Origin of the sequence: Citrobacter sp. Cpo032 (assembly GCF_030332975.1) — a bacterium.
In the GTDB taxonomy this organism is placed as follows: Bacteria; Pseudomonadota; Gammaproteobacteria; order Enterobacterales; family Enterobacteriaceae; genus Citrobacter; species Citrobacter portucalensis.
Map to the genome: position 1 here is coordinate 190,144 of NZ_JAOWGU010000034.1, position 19,893 is coordinate 210,036.

Below are 19,893 nucleotides of genomic sequence, written 5' to 3' on the forward strand. Positions count from 1 at the left end.
AAATTACAGGGATAGACTATCTGCACGAAAGATGTAAAAAGGGATTGGTAATGGAAGAAAGCAGCATTCTGCTTCAGTTAAAAAATGTCGCGTGGCAGGCAGGGGCGACGCAGATTCTTAATAACATCTGTTTTGATCTCCGCGCCGGAGAATTTAAGCTGATTACCGGCCAGTCCGGCTGCGGTAAAAGTACGTTACTCAAGATAGTCGCGTCGTTAATTAGCCCGAGTTCCGGTGAAATCCTTTTTGAGGGTAAGGAGATATCAACGCTTAAGCCTGAAGCTTATCGCCAGCAGGTCTCTTATTGCGCGCAAACGCCCGCTTTGTTCGGTGATACCGTCTACGACAACCTCATTTTTCCCTGGCAAATCCGCGATAAACGCCCGGAACCGGATGTGTTTCTGGAAGATCTGGCTCGTTTTCAGTTGCCCGAGACGATCCTGAAAAAAAATATCAATGAGCTATCTGGTGGCGAAAAGCAGCGCGTCTCGTTAATTCGTAATTTGCAGTTTCTGCCGAAAATCCTGCTGCTTGATGAAATCACCAGCGCGCTGGATGAAGCCAACAAGCGTAATGTGAACGAATTAATTCACCACTATGTTCGCGACAAGAATATTGCTGTGCTGTGGGTGACGCATGACAAAGATGAAATTGAACATGCGGATAACGTCATAACCCTTCAACCGCACGCCGGTGAAATGCAGGAAGTCAGCAATGAACGAGCATAATATTACCAATGAATCCCTGGCGTTAGCGATGATGCTGGTGGTGGTCGCGATACTGATCAGCAACAAAGAAAAGCTGGCGCTGGAAAAAGATATTCTCTGGAGCGTTTGCCGGGCAGTGGTTCAGCTTATTATCGTGGGCTACGTGCTGAAATATATTTTTGGCGTCAACCATAGCATTCTGACCTTATTGATGGTGCTGTTTATCTGCTTTAACGCGGCCTATAACGCGCAAAAACGCAGTAAATATATTGATAAAGCTTTTCTCTCGTCGTTTATTGCCATTACGGCGGGGGCGGGGCTAACGCTTTCGGTGCTGGTTCTTTCAGGCTCTATCGAGTTCACGCCGATGCAGGTCATCCCGATCTCTGGCATGATTGCAGGCAATGCGATGGTGGCGGTGGGGCTGTGTTACAACAATTTGGGGCAGAGGTTTAACAGCGAGCAGCAGCAAATTCAGGAAAAACTCAGCCTCGGCGCGACGCCGAAAGTGGCCTCCGCGCCGCTGATTCGCGACAGCATTCGCGCCTCGCTGATCCCGACGATTGATTCAGCGAAGACCGTGGGGCTGGTGAGTTTACCGGGAATGATGTCAGGATTGATCTTTGCAGGTATTGACCCGGTAAAAGCGATTAAGTATCAGATTATGGTGACGTTTATGCTGCTATCAACCGCCAGCCTGTCGACCATTATCGCCTGCTATTTAACCTATCGGAAGTTCTATAATTCGCGCCACCAACTGGTGGTGACGCCATTAAAGAAACCGTGATGTGATGCCGTATGACGGCTACCGCCATATCCGGCCGACGGGAATGAGGTGTTGGTTGTGTTTGTAAGCCCGATAAGCGTAGCGCCATCGGGCATGATGAACCAATTAGTACAACAGCGCGTACAGCTGGCGGCGATACTTCGAGGCCAGCGCATCACCGGTACCCAGTGCGGCAAGGATCTCCTGGAAAGTCTTACGTGCCTGACCATCGGCAGCCGTAAGATCTTTCTTCAGGTGGCTGAACAGTAATTCCAGCGATTCCTCGTTACGTCCGACCTGGTGCAATTGAATAGCCAACTGCGTTGCCAGCGCCGCATCCTGTGGATTGCTGGCGACCTGCTGCTGCAACTGTTGGATTTCCGGTGTATCAGCGGCCTGCTTCAGTAATTCGATCTGTGCGATAAGCCCTTGATAGCGGGTGTCCTGATCCTGCAACGGAATGGTTTTCAGTACCGCTTCGGCTTCATCAGAACGGTTCAGGGCGATTTGCGTTTCCGCCAGCAGCAGACCGATTTCGCTGCTCTGGTTGGAGATCTGCCAGGCTTCTTTCAGCAGCGGCAGCGCATCCGCGTGATTACCAGCTTCGATGAATTCGATAGCCTGGCGTGCTTTCAGCTCTTCTTCGCTCGGCAGCACTTTCTCCAGCAGCGCGCGAATAACCTCTTCCGGTTGCGGGCCCTGGAATCCATCTACCGGCTGGCCGTTCTGGAACAGATAAACCGTAGGGATCGCGCGCAGACCAAACTGGGAGGCGATCATCTGTTCGGCGTCGCAGTCCAGCTTAGCGAGAATAAATTGACCGTTATACTGGGCGGCAAGGCTCTCCAGTACCGGCGTTAATTGCAGACAATGCTGGCTGCGCTCAGACCAAAAATAGAACAGGACCGGGGTGGTCATCGACTGTTCAAGGGTCTGCTGTAGGTTCGATTCGTTAATGTTAACAATATTCTGTGTGGACATGGAGTTACTCTCTTTTGTCGATTTCTTGTTACATGGGGGCTGACGCGCGAGCTTCAACTCAACCCTGTAAAATTTTGTCCATTATGCGGCCTGGCAGCAGGCGTTTAAGCAGCATCACTGCCCACGTCACCAGCGTAACCGGATAACGTAGCTTTGGTTTATCGCTCTCAAACGCATGACGCACTTTGGCGACAACCGCTTCTGGTCCCAGCGTAAAACGCGCGGCAATGCCGGGATTTTCAACGGGAGCATCGCTCTGGGTCTGGTTGACGTTTTCGGTAAAGCGGGTACGGATGGGGCCGGGTTCAATCAGGCTGACCTTAATCCCGCTGTGGCGCAGTTCCATACGCAGTGCGTCGGACCAGGCTTCCAGTGCATATTTGCTGGCGGCATAGGCGCCGCGTCCCGGCGTTGAGATCAATCCCATCACCGAGGAGGTCATCACAATGCGCCCTTCGCCGTGGGGTAACATGGCAGGTAACAGGCGCATGGTAAGCTGATGTGCGCCAAAGAAGTTGGCGGAAAACTGCTGTTCCATCTGTTCACGGCTGATGGTGGGCAGTGGACCATAGACACCGTATCCGGCGTTGTTAAAGATCCCATATAAACGATTATCGGTCAGGGCGATCACTTCATCGGCGGCACGATCCACGCTTTCGGGTGAATCCAGATCCAGCAACACGCCAGTGAATCCCATGCTGTTCATACGCGCGACATCGTCAGGTTTGCGACAGCCTGCCAGAATTTGAAAACCCTGGCGCTTTAGCTCAAGCGCGCTTTCCAGGCCGATTCCGCTGGAACATCCTGTTATTAAGACCGATTTTTGCATAACTTTACCTGTCAGGATCTCCGTTGAATTACGAGTCGTGATTTACTAGAGGTGTGAGATGTTGCGCCATCCAGTCGGCGATAAACGGCTGGGCGTCACGGTTAGGATGAATACCATCATCCTGCATCCACTGGGGTTTCAGATAAACCTCTTCCATAAAAAAGGGCAGCAGAGGGATATCAAACTCTTTGGCGAGCTTTGGATAAATCGCGCTAAAGGTTTCATTATAACGGCGACCGTAGTTTGCCGGCAGACGAATTTGCATTAATAGCGGTTCGGCATTTGCCGCTTTCACGTCCTGCAAAATCGTGCGCAGGGTTTGTTCGGTTTGCGCAGGCGCAAAGCCGCGCAGGCCATCGTTGCCGCCAAGTTCGACCAGTACCCAACGCGGCTGGTGCTGCTTGAGTAATGCAGGCAGACGGGCCAGGCCCTGCTGCGAGGTGTCGCCGCTAATGCTGGCATTCACCACTGGCGTTTTGGTTTGCCATTTATCATTAAGTAGCGCAGGCCACGCGGCGCTGGCGGACATTCGGTATCCGGCGCTCAGGCTGTCACCCAGAATTAATAACGTGTCCGCTGCGGCGGCGCGGAAAGTTAACAGGACCAGGAACAGGAAAGGCCAATGCCAGCGGAAAACATTGTTGAAGTTCATCATCTTAAGAAATCCGTCGGTCAGGGTGATCATGAGCTATCCATCCTTACCGGAGTTGAACTGGTTGTCAAACGCGCCGAGACCATTGCGCTGATTGGCGAGTCGGGATCGGGGAAATCCACGCTGCTGGCGATCCTCGCCGGGCTGGACGATGGCACCAGCGGTGAAGTCAGCCTGGTGGGGCAGGCGTTGCACACCATGGACGAAGAAGCCCGGGCGCAGCTGCGGGCGCGGCACGTGGGTTTTGTCTTCCAGTCATTCATGTTAATTCCGACCCTCAACGCGCTGGAAAACGTCGAACTGCCCGCGCTGTTGCGCGGCGAAAATAGCGGAAAAAGTCGTGACGGGGCAAAAACGCTGTTGGAACAACTGGGACTGGGAAAACGTCTTGATCATCTTCCGGCCCAGCTTTCCGGCGGGGAGCAGCAGCGCGTGGCGCTGGCGCGAGCGTTTAACGGGCGTCCGGATGTGCTGTTTGCCGATGAGCCGACAGGCAACCTCGATCGCCAGACCGGAGACAAAATAGCCGACCTGCTGTTTTCTCTGAACCGGGAACACGGCACCACCCTGATTCTGGTGACGCATGACCCGCAGTTGGCGGCGCGTTGCGACAGGCGCTTACGTCTGGTGAATGGACAGTTGCAGGAGGAGGCATGATTGCACGCTGGTTCTGGCGCGAATGGCGCTCGCCTTCATTACTGATTGTCTGGCTGGCACTAAGCCTGGCGGTAGCCTGTGTGCTGGCGCTGGGCAATATCAGCGACCGTATGGAAAAAGGGCTGAGCCAGCAAAGCCGTGAGTTTATGGCGGGCGATCGGTCGCTACAAAGTTCGCGTACCGTGCCGAAAGCGTGGATTGACGAGGCGCGACAGCGGGGTTTGAAAGTCGGCGAGCAGCTGACTTTTGCGACCATGACTTTTGCCCGGGATACGCCGCAACTGGCGAATGTCAAAGCGGTGGATGACGTGTATCCGATGTACGGCACGTTACAAACTAATCCACCGGGGTTGAAACCACAGCCGGGCATGGTGTTGCTGGCCCCGCGTCTGATGGCGCTGCTCAATCTAAAAATCGGTGATTCTATTGACGTCGGTGATGCCACGCTGCGCATTGCCGGGGAGGTGGTGCAGGAGCCGGACTCTGGTTTTAATCCGTTCCAGATAGCACCGCGTCTGATGATGAGCATGGCGGATGTCGAAAAAACGGCGGCGGTCCAGCCGGGAAGCCGCGTGACCTGGCGCTATAAATTTGGCGGAACGCCGCAGCAACTGGACGCCTACGAAAAATGGCTGTTGCCGCAGCTAAAGCCTGAACAGCGCTGGTACGGGCTGGAGCAGGATGAAGGCGCGCTTGGGAAATCTCTGGAGCGTTCGCAACAGTTCCTGCTGTTGTCGGCGCTGTTAACGCTGCTGCTGGCGGTCGCCGCGGTTGCTGTGGCGATGAGCCATTATTGCCGCAGCCGTTACGATCTGGTGGCTATTCTGAAAACCCTCGGCGCGGGCAGAGCGCAACTGCGCAGGCTGATTGTTGGTCAATGGCTGATGGTGCTGGCGCTGTCTGGCTTGACCGGCGGGCTGTTCGGACTGCTATTTGAGCGCGTGCTGGTGCTACTGCTCAAGCCGGTTCTGCCTGGAGAACTACCGCCTGCCAGCCCCTGGCCGTGGCTATGGGCACTAGGCACCATGACGGTGATTTCGCTGTTGGTCGGGTTACGCCCTTACCGCCTGCTGCTGGCGACGCAGCCGCTGCGGGTGCTGCGCCGTGACGTGGTGGCAAACGTCTGGCCGCTGAAGTTTTATTTGCCGGTGGTAGTGATAGTCGTGATTGCACTGCTTGCTGGACTGATGGGCGGAAGTCCGCTGCTGTGGGCGGTACTGGCTGGTGCGGTGGTACTGGCGCTGTTGTGCGGGGTGCTCGGCTGGATGCTGCTCAACGTGCTGCGTGGTCTGACGCTCTCCTCGCTGCCGTTGCGTTTGGCGGTCAGTCGACTGTTGCGCCAGCCGTGGTCAACGCTCAGCCAGCTATCGGCATTTTCGCTTTCCTTTATGCTGCTGGCGTTGTTACTGGTACTGCGCGGCGATCTGCTCGACCGTTGGCAGCAGCAAATGCCGCCGGAAAGCCCGAACTATTATCTGATCAACATTGCCACCGAGCAGGTGGTTCCGCTGAAGGCTTTCTTGTCGGAACATCAGGTGATCCCGGAATCGTTCTATCCGATTGTACGGGCGCGTCTGACGGCGATCAATGAGAAGCCGACCGAAGGCAATCAGGATGAGGCGCTGAACCGCGAGCTTAACCTGACCTGGCAGGATACCCGACCGGATCATAACCCGATAACTGCCGGAGGCTGGCCGCCAAAAGCGGGTGAAGTGTCGATGGAAGAGGGGTTAGCGAAACGGCTGAACGTCAAACTCGGCGATCGAGTGACTTTTATGGGCGATACCCAGGATTTCAGCGCCACGGTCAGCAGCCTGCGTAAAGTGGACTGGGAAAGCCTGCGGCCTAACTTCTTCTTTATTTTCCCTGCCGGGGCGCTGGACGATCAGCCCCAGAGCTGGTTAACCAGCTTTCGTTGGGAGAACGGCAACGGCATGTTGACGCAGCTTAACCGCGAATTCCCGACCATCAGCCTGCTGGATATTGGCGCCATCCTCAAACAGGTAGGGCAGGTGCTGGAGCAGGTAAGTAGAGCGCTGGAAGTGATGGTTGTGCTGGTTACCGCCTGCGGCATGTTGTTGCTGTTGGCGCAGGTTCAGGTGGGGATGCGTCAACGTCATCAGGAGTTGGTGGTCTGGCGCACGCTGGGAGCCGGTAAGAAGCTGCTGCGTACCACGCTGTGGTGCGAGTTCGCCATGCTCGGGATGGTTGCCGGACTGGTGGCGGCCATCGGTGCGGAAACAGCGTTGGCGGTACTGCAAACCAAAGTGTTTGATTTCCCGTGGGGGCCAGACTGGCGACTGTGGGTAGTATTACCATTTAGTGGAGCATTGCTGCTCTCTTTATGCGGCGGATGGCTCGGTTCACGTCTGCTAAAAGGTAAAGCGCTGTTCCGTCAGTTCAGTAGTTAATTCATATTTGTGATGATTACGCACCGGTTTTAAAATCGGTGCGTCTTTTTTTCTATGTAGCACAAATTGATAACTCCTTGATATTTAACAGCACAGAACAATAAAAACCCAACAACACGAGAGTATTAATAAACGTTAATATTTGTGTGCTGAATAATTGGCAGGCTATCTATCAAGGTATAAATAATGACTATAAAAAAAACAGCGCTGGCGGTATCGATCGGCGCAGCAGTGGCATTAACGACTTTCGCTTCACAGGCGGAAATCACGGTCCTGAAACAAGATCCGCAAGCGGGCAACCCGCTGAGCCGTCTTAACTTCACCGTCGGCGGCAGTATTCGTCCGCAGTTCCAGAATATGGCCGGTGACGATGGTAAGAATGGCTACAAACGTAATGGCTTCGATGGCGGTACACGTTTCCGCTTTGCCGCTGACTACTATCTGTTTGATGATATTAGTTGGGTGAGCTACTACGAGCTGGGCGTTAACTTCCCGGCGATGTTCAACTGGGATAACCACTACGCTGACGGTGCCAACGATACCACGCGTCGTATGTTGTACACCGGTCTGAAGAGTGCAACCTGGGGTACGCTGACCTTCGGTCAACAAAACAGCATTTACTATGATGTAGTCGGTGCGAAAACGGATATCTGGGACTATGACATGATTGGTCAGGCTCCAGGTAACGGTATTAATGGCGACTATGACGGTTCCTATCGTACACGTAAATCTCTGAAGTATAAGAAAACGGTGGGGGATGTTGATCTCTATGCATCTTATTTGTTCAGCGATGATTACAACCCGAACAACGGTCTGCGCTACAAGCGTAAAGGCGGCGGCTCACTGGGTGTGGATTATCACATTACCGATGACCTGACCTGGGGTACGGCGTGGAACTACACTCGCGCGGAAATGCGTGGCAACACCAGCAAAACCTACGATCAAAACATCGTCGGTACCGCGCTGAGCTGGAAACCGGACAACTGGACCTTCTCGATGGGCGGCGGTTGGTATCAAAACTTCATGACCACCAAAAAAGTCTCTGTTAACGACTACTTTGCCGGTGACGCCTGGGGTCTGGAATACTTCGCCGGTTACACCTTCCCGGTGGGTCAATATGCGCTGAAATCCGTTCAGCCTTACTTTATGGGCGACCGTATTGAGTACGTGAATGGCCGTAACTACCTGCGTACCGACAACGGCGTAGGGATCAGCTTCCAGCTGGATTACGGTTTCCGTGTTGATTACGAACACGTCTTTACCTCCAGCACCGACAATCTGGGTGACATGAACCTGGTTCGTCTGCGTTACGACTTCTAATCGACGCCTGCCGCCCGATATGCTTGCGTTTATCGGGCCTAAGAAAGCTGTTGTAGGCCGGATAAGGCACTTGTGCCGACATCCGGCTTTTTCATACCTTCTCACATTTAAAAACATACTCTGCAACATCATGAAATAATTTCAAGGACAGCAGGTTGTGATCTGTGTCATGTTAGAAATCTGCCTGTTATCAGGCCAACGAGAACAACGCCGCATGAACGGCGTGAGACATGACACCACAACGTTAAAATGGAGAAAATATGGGATTGCGTCAGAGTTTACGCGTCGCGACCGGGGCGCTGTTACTGGCCTGTGGATTACAGTTTGCTCATGCGAACAGTGACCCGCACACAATCGTGTTTGGCGTCGCGCCTGGGCCATACGGTGATATGGTGAAACAGGCCATTGCCCCCACGCTGAAAGAGAAAGGCTATAAGGTAGTGGTGCGCGAATTCAGCGATTACGTGCAGCCAAACATGGCGCTCTCCAACGGTAGCATTGATGCTAACCTGTTCCAGCATTCGCTCTATTTTGACAAATTCACCGCCGATAAAGGCCTGAAGCTGAGCAAGCTGATTGTGGTCCCGACGGCCGGAATGGGGTTTTACTCACATAAAATCAAAAGCCTGGATGAGTTGAAAAAAGGGGATGTGATCACGCTTTCCAACGATCCCACCAACCTGGCTCGCGGTCTGCGTTTCCTGCAGTCTATTGGCCTTATCACCATCAAAGACAATATTGATCCAACGAAAGCCTCCGAGCGCGATATCGCCAGCAACCCGAAAGGGCTGGTGTTTAAACCGCTGGAAGCGGCACAGCTGCCGCGCACTTTGGACGGTGTGACCGGCGCGCTGGTCAACGGTAACTTTGCCGTGGCGGCAAAACTGGATCTTTCCAGCGCCATCAAGCAAGAGCACCTGGACGAAAATCTGAAAAATATCATCGCGGTACGCACTGAAGATGCGGATAAACCGTTCGCGAAAGATATTGTTGAGGCGGTGAAATCTCCGGCGTATCGCGCGGTGATCGACGATCCGCAAAATATCTACAGCGCCTTCCAGAAACCGGAATGGATGTCGGCAGCCCAATAATCGCTGCGCACAAGGGTTAACAGGGGCAGCGACGACTGCCCTTTTCGCATTTCTGAGGTGGATATGATTGAGATAGAAAAGGTTTGCGTGGATTTTAGCGCAGGCCGTGGACCATCAACCCGGGCGGTTGATGACGTTAGCTTGCGCATTGGCGCAGGTGAGATATTTGGCATTGTCGGGACCAGCGGCGCGGGGAAAAGTACGCTGCTGCGCACCCTGAACGCCTTAACGCGTCCGAGCCAGGGAAGCGTGAAGGTGAACGGCGTAGAAATTTCCGCGCTGGAAGGGGGGCATCTACGTAAAGCCCGTCAGCGTATCGGTATGATTTTTCAACATTTTAACCTGATGCATACCCGTACCGTGGCGCAAAACGTCGCCTTTAGCCTGAAGGCTGCCGGATGGGAGCGCAGTAAAATTGGTCCGCGCGTAAGCGAAATCCTGGCGCTGGTGGGGCTGTCAGACAAGGCGAACCGCTTTCCGGTTCAGCTCAGCGGTGGGCAAAAGCAGCGTGTGGGTATTGCCCGCGCGATTGCCAATCACCCGGATGTGCTGCTGTGTGATGAACCTACCTCGGCGCTGGACCTCGAAACCTCAGCCACGATTCTGGCATTGCTTAAGCAGATCAACCAACAGTTGGGGATCACAATCGTGCTGATCACTCACGAGATGAACGTGATCAAATCGATTTGCGATCGCGTGGCGGTGATGTCCGGTGGCAAGGTGGTGGAGTCTGGTGAGGTGTTTGACGTTTTTGCTCACCCGCAGCACGCTTTCACCCAGCAGCTGGTGTCGCATACCCTCAATTTGACGCTGCCCGAGCGTCTGCGCCAGCATCTGCCTGGTCAGTTGCTAAAAATCCTGTTTATCGGTGATTCGGCGGAACAGCCGGTGTTGTCAGAAGTCGCGGTTAAATTTGGCGTGGCGGTGAACATTCTGCACGGCAAAATTGAATATATTGGCGAACGTGCGCTGGGGATTCTGGTCGTGCAGCTGACCGCGCCGCATAACCCTTCAGCGGTGGAAGTCGCCGTGGAACATATTCGTCAACGTACTGCACAGGTGGAGGTGATTCGTGGATGATTTATTGCCTGATTTGACGCTGGCGTTTAATGAAACCTTCCAGATGCTGAGCATCTCTACGGTGCTGGCAATTATTGGTGGTCTGCCGCTCGGTTTTCTGATTTTCGTCACCGACCGGCATTTATTCTGGCAAAACCGTTTTGTGTATCTGCTCAGCTCCGTGCTGGTGAATATCATTCGTTCGGTACCGTTTGTGATCCTGCTGGTTCTGCTGCTGCCGCTAACCCAGTTTTTGCTCGGGAATACCATTGGCCCGATTGCGGCGTCGGTCCCGCTCTCAGTGGCGGCAATCGCCTTCTATGCCCGTCTGGTTGATAGCGCGCTACGTGAAGTCGATAAAGGGATTATTGAAGCAGCGGAAGCGTTTGGTGCCAGCCCGATGCGCATCATCTGCACCGTTCTGTTACCTGAAGCGAGCGCGGGTCTGCTGCGTGGGTTGACGATAACGCTGGTGAGTCTGATCGGTTACTCCGCGATGGCCGGGATCGTTGGCGGCGGTGGAGTCGGCGACCTGGCGATTCGCTTTGGTTATTACCGCTACGAAACCCAGGTCATGATCGTCACTGTGGTGGCGCTGATTATTTTGGTGCAGGTCGTTCAGGTGCTGGGTGACTGGCTGGCAAAACGCGCAGATAAGCGCGACAGACACTGATCACTGTGCGTTAAGCCAGTCGGCAACGTCCTGCCATGTGCCGCGAAAAACGATTTTCGCGGCTTTCTTTTCCAGCTGATAACGATACATCGGGTCGTAATATTCGTTGAGCAACGGTACCAGCCAGCCCATATGGGCGTCGGTGCTGCCCGTTGCCTGCTGTTCGCGCAGAGCCTCGTCGAGCAGGGTGGTCAGCTCGGCAAAACGTTGTAAACCCAGACGACGGCGTATAGCAAACAGGCCGTGGTGCAGATACTCGCTGTACTCCTGCCAGCCCTGGCTCTCGCCATAAGCGTGGGTAAAATCGTGGTGCATCTTCACGAAATACTCTTCGCGTAGTCGCTCCAGACGACGCTCAAAAGGATCGTCCACCACTGCAATTGATGCCTGGGTCATGCGCTCGCGCAGGCATTCGGGCAGATGATTAGCCCCGATCATGCGGCCTTCATCTTCCAGTACCCACAGACGTAAATCCTGACGGCTATCGGTTTTGAGCATTTCAACCGCCAGCAGGTTTTCAAAACTCGCCTGACTCAATTGAGGTTCAACGGTGCGCCCAAACGAGGAGCCGCGATGGTGCGCCAGACCTTCGAGATCCACACCGTTTGGCTGTTGTTGCACCAGTTGGGTTTTGCCGTTCCCGGTACAGCCGCCAATTAAGACGATCGGCTTTTGCACTAATTCTTCAGTCAGCTGTATCACTGCCTGGCGCAGGGCTTTGTAACCGCCTTTAATCAGAGGATAGTCAATGCCGGACTCATGCAGCCACTGCTGCACAATATGCGAACGCTGACCGCCACGCGCGCAGCATAAATAGCCTGCAGGATTTTGACGGCAGGCATCCTGCCAGGCATGCATGCGCTGTTGGCGGGTCTCCCCCGAGACCAGTTGATGGCCGAGCGCGAGGGCGGCTTCGGGCCCCTGGCGTTTGTAACAGGTACCCACGGCGGCACGTTCGTCATCGTTCATTAAGGGAAGGTTGATTGCGCCCGGCATTGCGCCCTGCTGAAATTCCACGGGGGCGCGTACATCGATTAAAGGCGTACCGGCAAGCAAAATTGCGCGGTAGTCCGTTCCATCGTTCATGTTTGATCCTGAAAATACAAAACAGCAATGGAGGGGATTTTACGCGCCAGAGGAGGGGCCGGGGAAGGATAAAATCAACTCCCCGGCATTATTGGCTTATTTCAGCTTTGACTGCGCCCAGATAATACCGCTGGCATATTCCGGCGGCAGCAGGGGGATAAGCGCTTCCAGCGTCGCGCTAAGGCGCGCGGTATCGCTGTCGCTCAGGTTCAGGTGACCCACCTTACGCCCTTCACGCACCTCTTTGTCATACCAGTGCAGATGCACCAGCGGCAGCTTCAGCCAGTCGTAGTTCAGGTCGCTACCAATCAGGTTTACCATCACCGAAGGGTGGTTCACCACCGGCGTCGGTAACGGCAGGTCGGTAATGGCACGTAGATGCAGCTCAAACTGGCTGATGCTGGCGCCGTTTTGCGTCCAGTGCCCGCTGTTGTGCACGCGCGGAGCCAGTTCGTTAATCAGCAGACCTTCCGGGGTGATGAAACACTCCATCGCCATCACGCCGACATAGCCCAGCTCCTGCATGATGGCAGAGAGCATTGCTTCAGCTTGTTCCTGCTGTCTGGCGTTAGCCTGCGGGAACACCACGCTGGTGCGCAGAATGCCGTCCTGATGCAGGTTATGGGTCAGCGGATAGAAAACGGTGCTGCCGTCGTGCGCACGAGCGCCAACCAGTGAGACTTCTCCGGAGAAGTTGATTCCCCGCTCGACGATGCACTCGCCGTAGCAGTCGTCCGGCAGTTGCTCAGTTTCATTTGCGCGCAAGCGCCACTGTCCACGTCCGTCGTAGCCGCCGACGCGACGTTTCACAATCGCCAGCTCGCCAAGTTTGTCGAATATCGCAGACCATTCGCTTTTATCTGCCAGCAGTTGCCATGGCGCGGTCGCCAGACCGAGCTTGTCAAAAAGCTGCTTTTGCGTCAGACGGTCGGCAATAATCGGGAAGACGTCGCGGTTAACAAACGCCGGGTGGCGTGCCAGTTCGCGGGTGAGTGCCGTTTCCGGCCAGCGCTCAATCTCAGCGGTGATCACGCTTTGCTGAAAAGGGACCGCAGCCGGTTCAGCGTCCAGCCCGACGGGCCAGACCGCTATGCCCAGTGGCTCACCGGCCTGGCGCAGCATGCGCCCTAGCTGTCCGTTGCCAAGTACGCAGACCTGCTTCATGCGACACCTCGCGGGTCCGGGTTCTCCAGCACCTCGTCGGTTTGCGCTTTACGCCACTCAGCCAGACGCTGATGCAGTTCTTTGTCGTGTGTTGCCAGAATTTGTGCTGCCAGCAGGGCCGCATTTGCCGCCCCCGCTTTGCCGATCGCCAGCGTGCCGACCGGAATACCGCGCGGCATTTGAACGATAGAGTAGAGGCTATCTACGCCGCTCAGCGCTGCGCTTTGCACCGGAACGCCCAAAACTGGCACCAGCGTTTTCGCCGCAATCATGCCAGGCAAATGCGCTGCGCCACCGGCCCCGGCAATAATCACCTGATAACCGTTCTCTTCAGCGCTTTCGGCGAAGCTAAACAGTTTGTCTGGGGTGCGGTGGGCGGAGACGACTTCAACATGATGCGGAACGTCCAGGATTTCGAAGATTTCGGCGGCGAACTGCATGGTAGCCCAGTCGCTTTTGGACCCCATCACGATGGCGACACGCGCCGGATTATTGCGGGAAGACATGCGTCTGAAAACTCCTGTGGTGCACTACACTCGACTTTTGAGGCCACAGAGAATAGCATAATTCACCGCCAAGGAAAACGATTGCGCGCTTTGCACTTCACTCTTCAAGCTGCCTCTTTGTTGGTTGCATCTGCTCACCCCAGTCACTTACTTTTGTAAGCTCCAGGGGACTCACAGATTTGCCGCTTTGATGCAACTCGAATAGTTTTGTGTAAAGAGGAACTGGGTATCTGCAGAATTAAAACGGAAAGGCGATCAGTTCAACGTCGTCAGGGGTGACTTTGATCATCGAACCTTCGGTGTGCCATGCGCCTAATACCACGCGGAAAGCGGGTTGCTCATTGGCCGTAAGTTTGTGGACGGCAGGGCGGTGGGTATGGCCGTGAATTAACCACTGAACCTGATGTTTTTCCATCTCGCTAATCACGGCCTGCTGATTCACATCCATGATTTCCAGCGATTTGGTGGTGTTGGCTGCTTTGCTGTTGGCACGCATTTTCGCAGCGATTCGCTGGCGAACGAACAGCGGCAGAGCGAGGAACAGCTTCTGTAACCAGGGTTGATGCACTTTGGCGCGAAATGCCTGATAGCCTGCGTCGTCGGTGCATAAGGTGTCGCCATGCATGATCAGCACCTTGCGGCCATACAGGTCGAGCACTTTTTCTTCGCGAAGCAAGGTCATGCCGCTCGCACGGGCAAAACGTTTACCGAGCAGAAAATCACGGTTGCCGTGAATAAAAAAGCAGGGAACGCCGGAATCAGTCAGTGATTTTATCGCCGCGGCCATTTCACGATGCAGCGGATTAGGATCGTCGTCACCAATCCAGGCTTCAAACAGGTCGCCAAGAATATATAGCGCATCGGCCTTTCGCGCATCACCGGCTAAAAAACGCAGAAAACCGGCGGTGATCGCCGGTTCTTCTGTGCAGAGGTGAAGATCTGCAATAAACAGTGTCGCCACGATTACTCGCTGACGGTCACGTTTTCGATGATAACGTCTTCTTTTGGCACATCCTGATGCATACCGCTGCGACCAGTGGAAACGCCTTTGATTTTATCAACCACGTCCATGCCTTCAACAACTTCAGCGAACACGCAGTAACCCCAACCCTGCATGCTTTCGCCGGAGAAGTTCAGGAAGTCGTTGTCTGCAACGTTGATGAAGAACTGTGCGGTTGCGGAGTGCGGAGCCTGAGTACGCGCCATCGCCAGCGTACCACGGGTGTTTTTCAGACCGTTGTTCGCTTCGTTTTTGATCGCTTCTTTCGTGGCTTTTTGCTTCATGCCTGGCTCGAAACCGCCGCCCTGGATCATGAAACCGTTAATAACACGGTGGAAAATGGTGTTGTTGTAAAAACCTTCGCGGCAGTAGTCCAGGAAGTTTTTAACTGTTTCAGGCGCTTTATCATCAAACGTTTTGATTACGATATCGCCGTGATTAGTGTGGAAAGTAACCATTTTTGCATCCTGTTCCGATAGATTGGTGCTTCGACCCCGTCAAGGGTCAGAGTTAGGGGTGTGTTATAGCATAACCGCAAGCTGCGATCACCTCGCAAAGTGTGCTGCTTCCGGTCTAAATTATGGGTATTATACAGACTTTACTATCCACACACGTCTACACGGAATCTTCGATGTTAAAAATCTTTAATACACTGACGCGCCAAAAAGAGGAATTCAAACCTATTCATGCCGGGGAAGTCGGCATGTACGTGTGTGGTATTACCGTTTACGATCTCTGTCATATTGGCCACGGACGTACCTTCGTTTCTTTCGACGTCGTTGCGCGTTATCTGCGCTTCCTCGGCTATAAGCTGAAGTATGTGCGCAACATTACCGATATCGATGACAAAATCATCAAGCGCGCGAATGAAAACGGCGAAAGCTTTGTGGCGTTGGTCGACAGAATGATCGCGGAAATGCACAGCGATTTCGATGCGCTGAATATTCTGCGCCCGGATCTGGAGCCGCGTGCTACGCACCATATCGCTGAAATTATCGAAATCACTGAACAGCTGATTGCCAAAGGTCACGCTTATGTTGCCGATAACGGCGACGTGATGTTCGACGTGCCGACTGACCCGAACTACGGCCAGCTGTCGCGCCAGGATCTGGATCAGCTGCAGGCAGGCGCACGCGTTGACGTGGTTGATGTGAAACGCAACCCGATGGACTTCGTGCTGTGGAAAATGTCCAAAGAAGGCGAGCCGAGCTGGCCGTCTCCGTGGGGCGCGGGCCGTCCGGGCTGGCACATCGAATGTTCGGCGATGAACTGCAAACAGTTGGGCAACCATTTCGATATTCACGGCGGCGGTTCGGACCTGATGTTCCCGCACCATGAAAACGAAATTGCTCAGTCCACCTGTGCGCATGACGGTGAGTACGTTAATTACTGGATGCACTCAGGGATGGTGATGGTTGACCGCGAGAAAATGTCCAAATCGCTGGGCAACTTCTTTACCGTTCGCGATGTGCTGAAATACTACGACGCCGAAACCATTCGCTACTTCCTGATGTCTGGTCATTACCGTAGCCAGTTAAACTACAGCGAAGAGAACCTCAAGCAGGCGCGTTCTGCGCTGGAGCGTCTGTATACCGCGCTGCGTGGCACCGACAAATCCGTTGCGCCAGCCGGTGGCGAAGCCTTTGAAGCGCGCTTTATTGAAGCGATGGACGACGACTTCAACACCCCGGAAGCCTACTCCGTATTGTTTGATATGGCACGTGAGGTAAACCGTCTGAAGGGTGAAGATATGGCGGCGGCTAACGGCATGGCTGCGCATCTGCGTAAGCTTTCCAGCGTACTGGGCCTGCTGGAACAGGATCCAGAAGCGTTCCTGCAAAGCGGTGCGCAGGCGGATGACGGTGAAGTCGCTGAAATTGAAGCGTTAATCCAACAGCGTCTGGATGCGCGTAAGGCGAAAGACTGGGCGGCAGCTGACGCCGCGCGTGACCGTCTCAACGAGATGGGCATCGTGCTGGAAGACGGCCCGCAGGGTACCACCTGGCGTCGTAAGTAACTCTGTAATGCCCGGTGGCGCTTACGCTTACCGGGCCGTGTAGGCCGGATAAGACGCATCGCGTCGCATCCGGCAGATTAATATTTCCGATACCACCACAGCACACCCATCATTACGATTCCCGGCAGCCATACCCACATCAACTCCGACATGATCACCTGGTGCCCGTACGGCGTGGCGTAGCGTGACAGCGCGAACGGCGCGACTTTAATCACCTGCCACGGCGCGAAAAAGCGTTCATCCGACCACGGCCACAGCCAGCCGACGCCTTTGCCGCCGGTGGTGACAGAATCCAGCAGACTGTGCGACAGCAGTGAAACCGTCAGGAATAGCCAGCAGCGAATCAATCCCGCCTTAAACCATCGTCGGCCAATCAAGACGCAGAGCAGCGGTACCACGAAGGCGAACAGCAGTGAGTGGGTAAAACCCCGGTGACCAAACACATTGCCGTAGGCGACGCCGAACTTAAATGACAACACGTCGGCATCTGGCAGCATGGCCAGAACGACGCCAGCAAACAGTAATCGTGGGGGGATGACTTTAAGTCCGAGACCTAACCCTAAACAGAGCGGAACGGCCGCGTGGGTAACGATAGTGGGCATGATGATCGCTTCGTGAGGAAAAACAACATGCTATCAGTTCACTGTGAAGTGGGGATGAAGTCATTATCTGAAAACGAGAAGGGGAAGTGGCCGGATACGGTGTTAACCTCATCCGGCACTTAGGGTCACGCCACGACGTTAATGCTGTGGCCTTCAAAGCTGACGGTCTGTCCGGCAACGATTTTGCAGCGTTTACGCGTTTCAACAACGCCATCGACCTTCACTAACCCTTCGCCAATAGCAATTTTTGCCTGGGCGCCGCTTTCGCTCCAGCCTTCCAGCTTCAGCAAATCGCAGAGTTCAACGTGTGGGTGTTTACCCAGTGAAAATGTGGCCATCTTAAACGTCCTTTACATCATGATATTCAACACACGCCTGCAGCGTGTTTTCGATAAGTGTGGCGACCGTCATTGGGCCTACGCCGCCGGGGACCGGCGTGATATATGACGCTCGTGCGGCCGCATCGTCAAAGACCACATCGCCAACAACCTTACCATTCTCCAGACGGTTGATGCCGACATCAATCACAATCGCACCTTCTTTGATCCACTCACCAGGAATAAAGCCCGGTTTACCGACGGCAACAATCAGCAGGTCAGCATTTTCTACGTGGCGGCGCAGATCTTTAGTGAATCGGTGGGTGACGGTGGTGGTGCAGCCAGCCAGCAGTAGCTCCATACTCATTGGGCGACCGACAATATTCGAGGCACCAATGACCACGGCATTCAGACCGTAGGTATCGATGTTGTAACGCTCAAGCAGGGTAACGATACCGCGCGGAGTACATGGGCGCAGACGCGGTGCGCGCTGGCACAGGCGACCGACGTTATACGGGTGGAAACCGTCAACGTCTTTATCCGGTGCAATACGTTCCAGCACTTTCACGTTGTCGATACCCGCCGGCAACGGCAGTTGTACCAGGATACCGTCGATGGTGGTATCTGCATTGAGCGTATCGATCAGCTCAAGAAGCTCCGCCTCGCTGGTGGTTTCAGGCAGGTCATAGGAGCGGGAGACAAACCCCACTTCGTCACAGGCTTTGCGTTTACTCGCAACATAAATCTGCGAAGCCGGGTTGCTACCTACCAGCACAACAGCCAGGCCTGGGGCGCGTAATCCAGCCGCTAAACGCGCCTGAACTTTTTGAGCAACCTCAGAGCGCACCTGCTGCGCAATCGTTTTACCGTCAATAATCTTTGCTGCCATCAGAGAGAGAATTCCGTCTGTTACGTTAAACCGAAGGGGATGTCACTATTTTGTCAGAAGCGGGGCGTGCTGTCAGTTTTCGTTTGCGTTTTTACGTGCGATAACGGGTGCCATGGTCAGAGCATGGGATCAGCACAGAGGCTGAAGTCTCCCAGGTAATTAATGAGCATGCGAATTAAAATTAACGTGAATGAAACAATTCATCACCCTGGTGTTTTCAGGGGTAATGCGCCATAAACCAGTCTGTTACGTACCTTTATGGGAGCATTTAAGTAATATTCACCCAGATTTTTCTTAGGTCCCAATAAGAATTGGCCAGGGTCAATAAAAGGATTTGCAGGTATTTTTCATTAATTGAAATGTTTAATTTAACCCTGTGACGAATAGTCATATTCGCGAAGATTAATTAGTGAATCAAATACTCAGGAGAGTTGGGGTAAAAGGTTAGCTAATTCTCTTGCGATATATATCTTTACAGGATGCAGAGATAATTAGCCTGACATTTAATGTCGATAATGATTCAAACGGATCCCGCAGGACGCCGGAGCCGGATGTGTGTAATTCAAGGGAAATCCATGAAACGTAAATTAATGACCTCTTCTGTTATTGCCAGCCTGATGTTAGTTGCAGGTGCAGCGGTTGCAGCCGATCCGGTAAGCGTTAGCGGCGGTACTGTGCATTTTGAAGGTGAACTGGTCAATGCAGCCTGTGCAGTCAGTACTCAGTCATCCGATCAGGTTGTCACCTTAGGCCAGTATCGTACCGCCAGTTTTACCGCAGTTGGCGATACAACGGCGCAAATTCCGTTCTCAATCGTGCTAAACGACTGTGACCCGAAAGTTGCCGCAACCGCAGCCGTGGCTTTCTCTGGTCAATCCGATATTACCAACAACAACCTGCTGGCTGTCACTTCTGCAGATAACGGTACTACTGCCAGCGGTGTCGGGATTGAAATCCTGGACAATACGTCCACCGCGCTGAAGCCGGATGGAGCCACCTTCTCTACAGCTCAGGCGCTGGTAGAAGGGACCAACACCCTGCGTTTCTCTGCGCGTTACAAAGCCACAGCCACCAGCGCTACGCCGGGTCAGGCAAATGCCGACGCGACGTTCATTATGAAGTACGAATAAGCCGTTCTGATTTGCGCAAGGATGACGTTCGCCTCA

The 19,893-nt window shown here is 54.0% G+C and carries 21 protein-coding genes; 10 read left to right on the plus strand and 11 right to left on the minus strand.

From position 1 onward, the window contains the following. Positions 1-50: 50 nt before the first annotated feature. On the plus strand, positions 51-728 hold the full coding sequence (gene fetA / locus OGY33_RS02940; protein WP_191238790.1) for an iron efflux ABC transporter ATP-binding subunit FetA: 678 nt from the start codon (positions 51-53) through the stop codon (positions 726-728). Beyond that, the gene (fetB, locus tag OGY33_RS02945; RefSeq protein WP_048214769.1) at positions 715-1,494 is read left to right on the plus strand and encodes an iron efflux ABC transporter permease subunit FetB; all 780 of its coding nucleotides are present in this window, start codon (positions 715-717) and stop codon (positions 1,492-1,494) included. The genes fetA and fetB overlap by 14 nt, the downstream gene beginning before the upstream one ends. A gap of 105 nt (positions 1,495-1,599) precedes the next feature. Here fetB and OGY33_RS02950 read toward each other — a convergent pair whose 3' ends face one another. From OGY33_RS02950 to tesA, 3 genes are read right to left on the minus strand one after another with little or no spacing between them, the layout of a single operon-like run. Further along, the gene (locus OGY33_RS02950; protein WP_048226259.1) at positions 1,600-2,454 is read right to left on the minus strand and encodes a co-chaperone YbbN; all 855 of its coding nucleotides are present in this window, start codon (positions 2,452-2,454) and stop codon (positions 1,600-1,602) included. A gap of 58 nt (positions 2,455-2,512) precedes the next feature. Continuing rightward, positions 2,513-3,283: an SDR family oxidoreductase gene (locus OGY33_RS02955; RefSeq protein ID WP_003835790.1), complete on the minus strand. Its 771-nt coding sequence runs from the start codon at positions 3,281-3,283 to the stop codon at positions 2,513-2,515. A 28-nt stretch (positions 3,284-3,311) separates the two neighbouring features. Next, a complete protein-coding gene (tesA, locus tag OGY33_RS02960; protein ID WP_032932667.1) occupies positions 3,312-3,935 on the minus strand; it encodes a multifunctional acyl-CoA thioesterase I/protease I/lysophospholipase L1 in 624 nt (207 codons plus the stop codon). On the opposite strand from tesA, the gene ybbA reads away from it, so the two are divergent. The 6 genes from ybbA to OGY33_RS02990 all read left to right on the plus strand — a co-directional run bounded on the left by ybbA (position 3,906) and on the right by OGY33_RS02990 (position 11,146). Further along, positions 3,906-4,592 carry a putative ABC transporter ATP-binding protein YbbA gene (gene ybbA, locus OGY33_RS02965; protein WP_008783992.1) on the plus strand — a complete coding sequence of 229 codons (687 nt, stop codon included), beginning with the start codon at positions 3,906-3,908 and terminating at the stop codon, positions 4,590-4,592. The genes tesA and ybbA overlap by 30 nt on opposite strands. Further along, positions 4,589-7,003, plus strand: a complete 2,415-nt coding sequence (gene ybbP / locus OGY33_RS02970) for a putative ABC transporter permease subunit YbbP (RefSeq protein ID WP_191238789.1) — start codon at positions 4,589-4,591, stop codon at positions 7,001-7,003. Before ybbA ends, ybbP begins: the two co-directional genes overlap by 4 nt. Positions 7,004-7,189: 186 nt before the next feature. Continuing rightward, positions 7,190-8,323 (plus strand): porin, encoded by a 1,134-nt coding sequence (locus tag OGY33_RS02975; RefSeq protein ID WP_048214766.1) that lies wholly within the window; start codon positions 7,190-7,192, stop codon positions 8,321-8,323. A 260-nt stretch (positions 8,324-8,583) separates the two neighbouring features. Next, complete coding sequence (locus OGY33_RS02980) at positions 8,584-9,414, plus strand: MetQ/NlpA family ABC transporter substrate-binding protein (RefSeq protein WP_191238788.1); 831 nt, start codon at positions 8,584-8,586, stop codon at positions 9,412-9,414. Positions 9,415-9,477: 63 nt separating this feature from the next. Then, positions 9,478-10,494, plus strand: coding sequence for a virulence-associated ABC transporter ATP-binding protein SfbB (sfbB, locus tag OGY33_RS02985; protein WP_032942581.1), 1,017 nt, complete (start codon positions 9,478-9,480; stop codon positions 10,492-10,494). Next, positions 10,487-11,146 carry a methionine ABC transporter permease gene (locus OGY33_RS02990; RefSeq protein WP_003831085.1) on the plus strand — a complete coding sequence of 220 codons (660 nt, stop codon included), beginning with the start codon at positions 10,487-10,489 and terminating at the stop codon, positions 11,144-11,146. Before sfbB ends, OGY33_RS02990 begins: the two co-directional genes overlap by 8 nt. On the opposite strand, the gene mnmH is transcribed toward OGY33_RS02990, so the two are convergent. The 5 genes from mnmH to ppiB form a co-directional block, all read right to left on the minus strand. Further along, positions 11,147-12,232, minus strand: coding sequence for a tRNA 2-selenouridine(34) synthase MnmH (gene mnmH / locus OGY33_RS02995; protein WP_048214763.1), 1,086 nt, complete (start codon positions 12,230-12,232; stop codon positions 11,147-11,149). 96 nt (positions 12,233-12,328) lie between these two features. Further along, a complete protein-coding gene (gene purK, locus OGY33_RS03000; protein WP_149607762.1) occupies positions 12,329-13,396 on the minus strand; it encodes a 5-(carboxyamino)imidazole ribonucleotide synthase in 1,068 nt (355 codons plus the stop codon). Further along, the gene (gene purE / locus OGY33_RS03005) at positions 13,393-13,902 is read right to left on the minus strand and encodes a 5-(carboxyamino)imidazole ribonucleotide mutase (RefSeq protein ID WP_048226215.1); all 510 of its coding nucleotides are present in this window, start codon (positions 13,900-13,902) and stop codon (positions 13,393-13,395) included. The genes purK and purE overlap by 4 nt, the downstream gene beginning before the upstream one ends. Positions 13,903-14,140: 238 nt before the next feature. Beyond that, the gene (gene lpxH, locus OGY33_RS03010; RefSeq protein ID WP_191238787.1) at positions 14,141-14,863 is read right to left on the minus strand and encodes a UDP-2,3-diacylglucosamine diphosphatase; all 723 of its coding nucleotides are present in this window, start codon (positions 14,861-14,863) and stop codon (positions 14,141-14,143) included. Positions 14,864-14,865: 2 nt separating this feature from the next. Then, positions 14,866-15,360, minus strand: a complete 495-nt coding sequence (ppiB, locus tag OGY33_RS03015) for a peptidylprolyl isomerase B (protein ID WP_003021875.1) — start codon at positions 15,358-15,360, stop codon at positions 14,866-14,868. A gap of 173 nt (positions 15,361-15,533) precedes the next feature. On the opposite strand from ppiB, the gene cysS reads away from it, so the two are divergent. After that, positions 15,534-16,919 carry a cysteine--tRNA ligase gene (gene cysS, locus OGY33_RS03020; protein ID WP_003831109.1) on the plus strand — a complete coding sequence of 462 codons (1,386 nt, stop codon included), beginning with the start codon at positions 15,534-15,536 and terminating at the stop codon, positions 16,917-16,919. A 77-nt stretch (positions 16,920-16,996) separates the two neighbouring features. Here cysS and OGY33_RS03025 read toward each other — a convergent pair whose 3' ends face one another. From OGY33_RS03025 to folD, 3 genes are all read right to left on the minus strand, one after another. After that, on the minus strand, positions 16,997-17,521 hold the full coding sequence (locus OGY33_RS03025) for a metal-dependent hydrolase (RefSeq protein WP_048214760.1): 525 nt from the start codon (positions 17,519-17,521) through the stop codon (positions 16,997-16,999). A 125-nt stretch (positions 17,522-17,646) separates the two neighbouring features. Then, on the minus strand, positions 17,647-17,859 hold the full coding sequence (ybcJ, locus tag OGY33_RS03030) for a ribosome-associated protein YbcJ (protein ID WP_003831111.1): 213 nt from the start codon (positions 17,857-17,859) through the stop codon (positions 17,647-17,649). Position 17,860: 1 nt separating this feature from the next. After that, positions 17,861-18,727, minus strand: a complete 867-nt coding sequence (gene folD, locus OGY33_RS03035; protein WP_003831112.1) for a bifunctional methylenetetrahydrofolate dehydrogenase/methenyltetrahydrofolate cyclohydrolase FolD — start codon at positions 18,725-18,727, stop codon at positions 17,861-17,863. A 575-nt stretch (positions 18,728-19,302) separates the two neighbouring features. Between folD and fimA the strand changes: the two genes are divergently transcribed. Continuing rightward, the gene (gene fimA, locus OGY33_RS03040; protein ID WP_032934356.1) at positions 19,303-19,857 is read left to right on the plus strand and encodes a type 1 fimbrial major subunit FimA; all 555 of its coding nucleotides are present in this window, start codon (positions 19,303-19,305) and stop codon (positions 19,855-19,857) included. Positions 19,858-19,893 lie beyond the last annotated feature (36 nt).

What these genes read in the sequence shown, in the direction of transcription:
- fetA (WP_191238790.1), top strand. Translation starts at nt 51, where the DNA reads ATGGAAGAAAGCAGCATTCTGCTTCAGTTAAAAAATGTCGCGTGGCAG.
- fetB (WP_048214769.1), top strand. Translation starts at nt 715, where the DNA reads ATGAACGAGCATAATATTACCAATGAATCCCTGGCGTTAGCGATGATG.
- OGY33_RS02950 (WP_048226259.1), bottom strand. Translation starts at nt 2,454, where the DNA reads ATGTCCACACAGAATATTGTTAACATTAACGAATCGAACCTACAGCAG.
- OGY33_RS02955 (WP_003835790.1), bottom strand. Translation starts at nt 3,283, where the DNA reads ATGCAAAAATCGGTCTTAATAACAGGATGTTCCAGCGGAATCGGCCTG.
- ybbA (WP_008783992.1), top strand. Translation starts at nt 3,906, where the DNA reads ATGCCAGCGGAAAACATTGTTGAAGTTCATCATCTTAAGAAATCCGTC.
- tesA (WP_032932667.1), bottom strand. Translation starts at nt 3,935, where the DNA reads ATGAACTTCAACAATGTTTTCCGCTGGCATTGGCCTTTCCTGTTCCTG.
- ybbP (WP_191238789.1), top strand. Translation starts at nt 4,589, where the DNA reads ATGATTGCACGCTGGTTCTGGCGCGAATGGCGCTCGCCTTCATTACTG.
- OGY33_RS02975 (WP_048214766.1), top strand. Translation starts at nt 7,190, where the DNA reads ATGACTATAAAAAAAACAGCGCTGGCGGTATCGATCGGCGCAGCAGTG.
- OGY33_RS02980 (WP_191238788.1), top strand. Translation starts at nt 8,584, where the DNA reads ATGGGATTGCGTCAGAGTTTACGCGTCGCGACCGGGGCGCTGTTACTG.
- sfbB (WP_032942581.1), top strand. Translation starts at nt 9,478, where the DNA reads ATGATTGAGATAGAAAAGGTTTGCGTGGATTTTAGCGCAGGCCGTGGA.
- mnmH (WP_048214763.1), bottom strand. Translation starts at nt 12,232, where the DNA reads ATGAACGATGGAACGGACTACCGCGCAATTTTGCTTGCCGGTACGCCT.
- purK (WP_149607762.1), bottom strand. Translation starts at nt 13,396, where the DNA reads ATGAAGCAGGTCTGCGTACTTGGCAACGGACAGCTAGGGCGCATGCTG.
- purE (WP_048226215.1), bottom strand. Translation starts at nt 13,902, where the DNA reads ATGTCTTCCCGCAATAATCCGGCGCGTGTCGCCATCGTGATGGGGTCC.
- ppiB (WP_003021875.1), bottom strand. Translation starts at nt 15,360, where the DNA reads ATGGTTACTTTCCACACTAATCACGGCGATATCGTAATCAAAACGTTT.
- cysS (WP_003831109.1), top strand. Translation starts at nt 15,534, where the DNA reads ATGTTAAAAATCTTTAATACACTGACGCGCCAAAAAGAGGAATTCAAA.
- OGY33_RS03025 (WP_048214760.1), bottom strand. Translation starts at nt 17,521, where the DNA reads ATGCCCACTATCGTTACCCACGCGGCCGTTCCGCTCTGTTTAGGGTTA.
- ybcJ (WP_003831111.1), bottom strand. Translation starts at nt 17,859, where the DNA reads ATGGCCACATTTTCACTGGGTAAACACCCACACGTTGAACTCTGCGAT.
- folD (WP_003831112.1), bottom strand. Translation starts at nt 18,727, where the DNA reads ATGGCAGCAAAGATTATTGACGGTAAAACGATTGCGCAGCAGGTGCGC.
- fimA (WP_032934356.1), top strand. Translation starts at nt 19,303, where the DNA reads ATGAAACGTAAATTAATGACCTCTTCTGTTATTGCCAGCCTGATGTTA.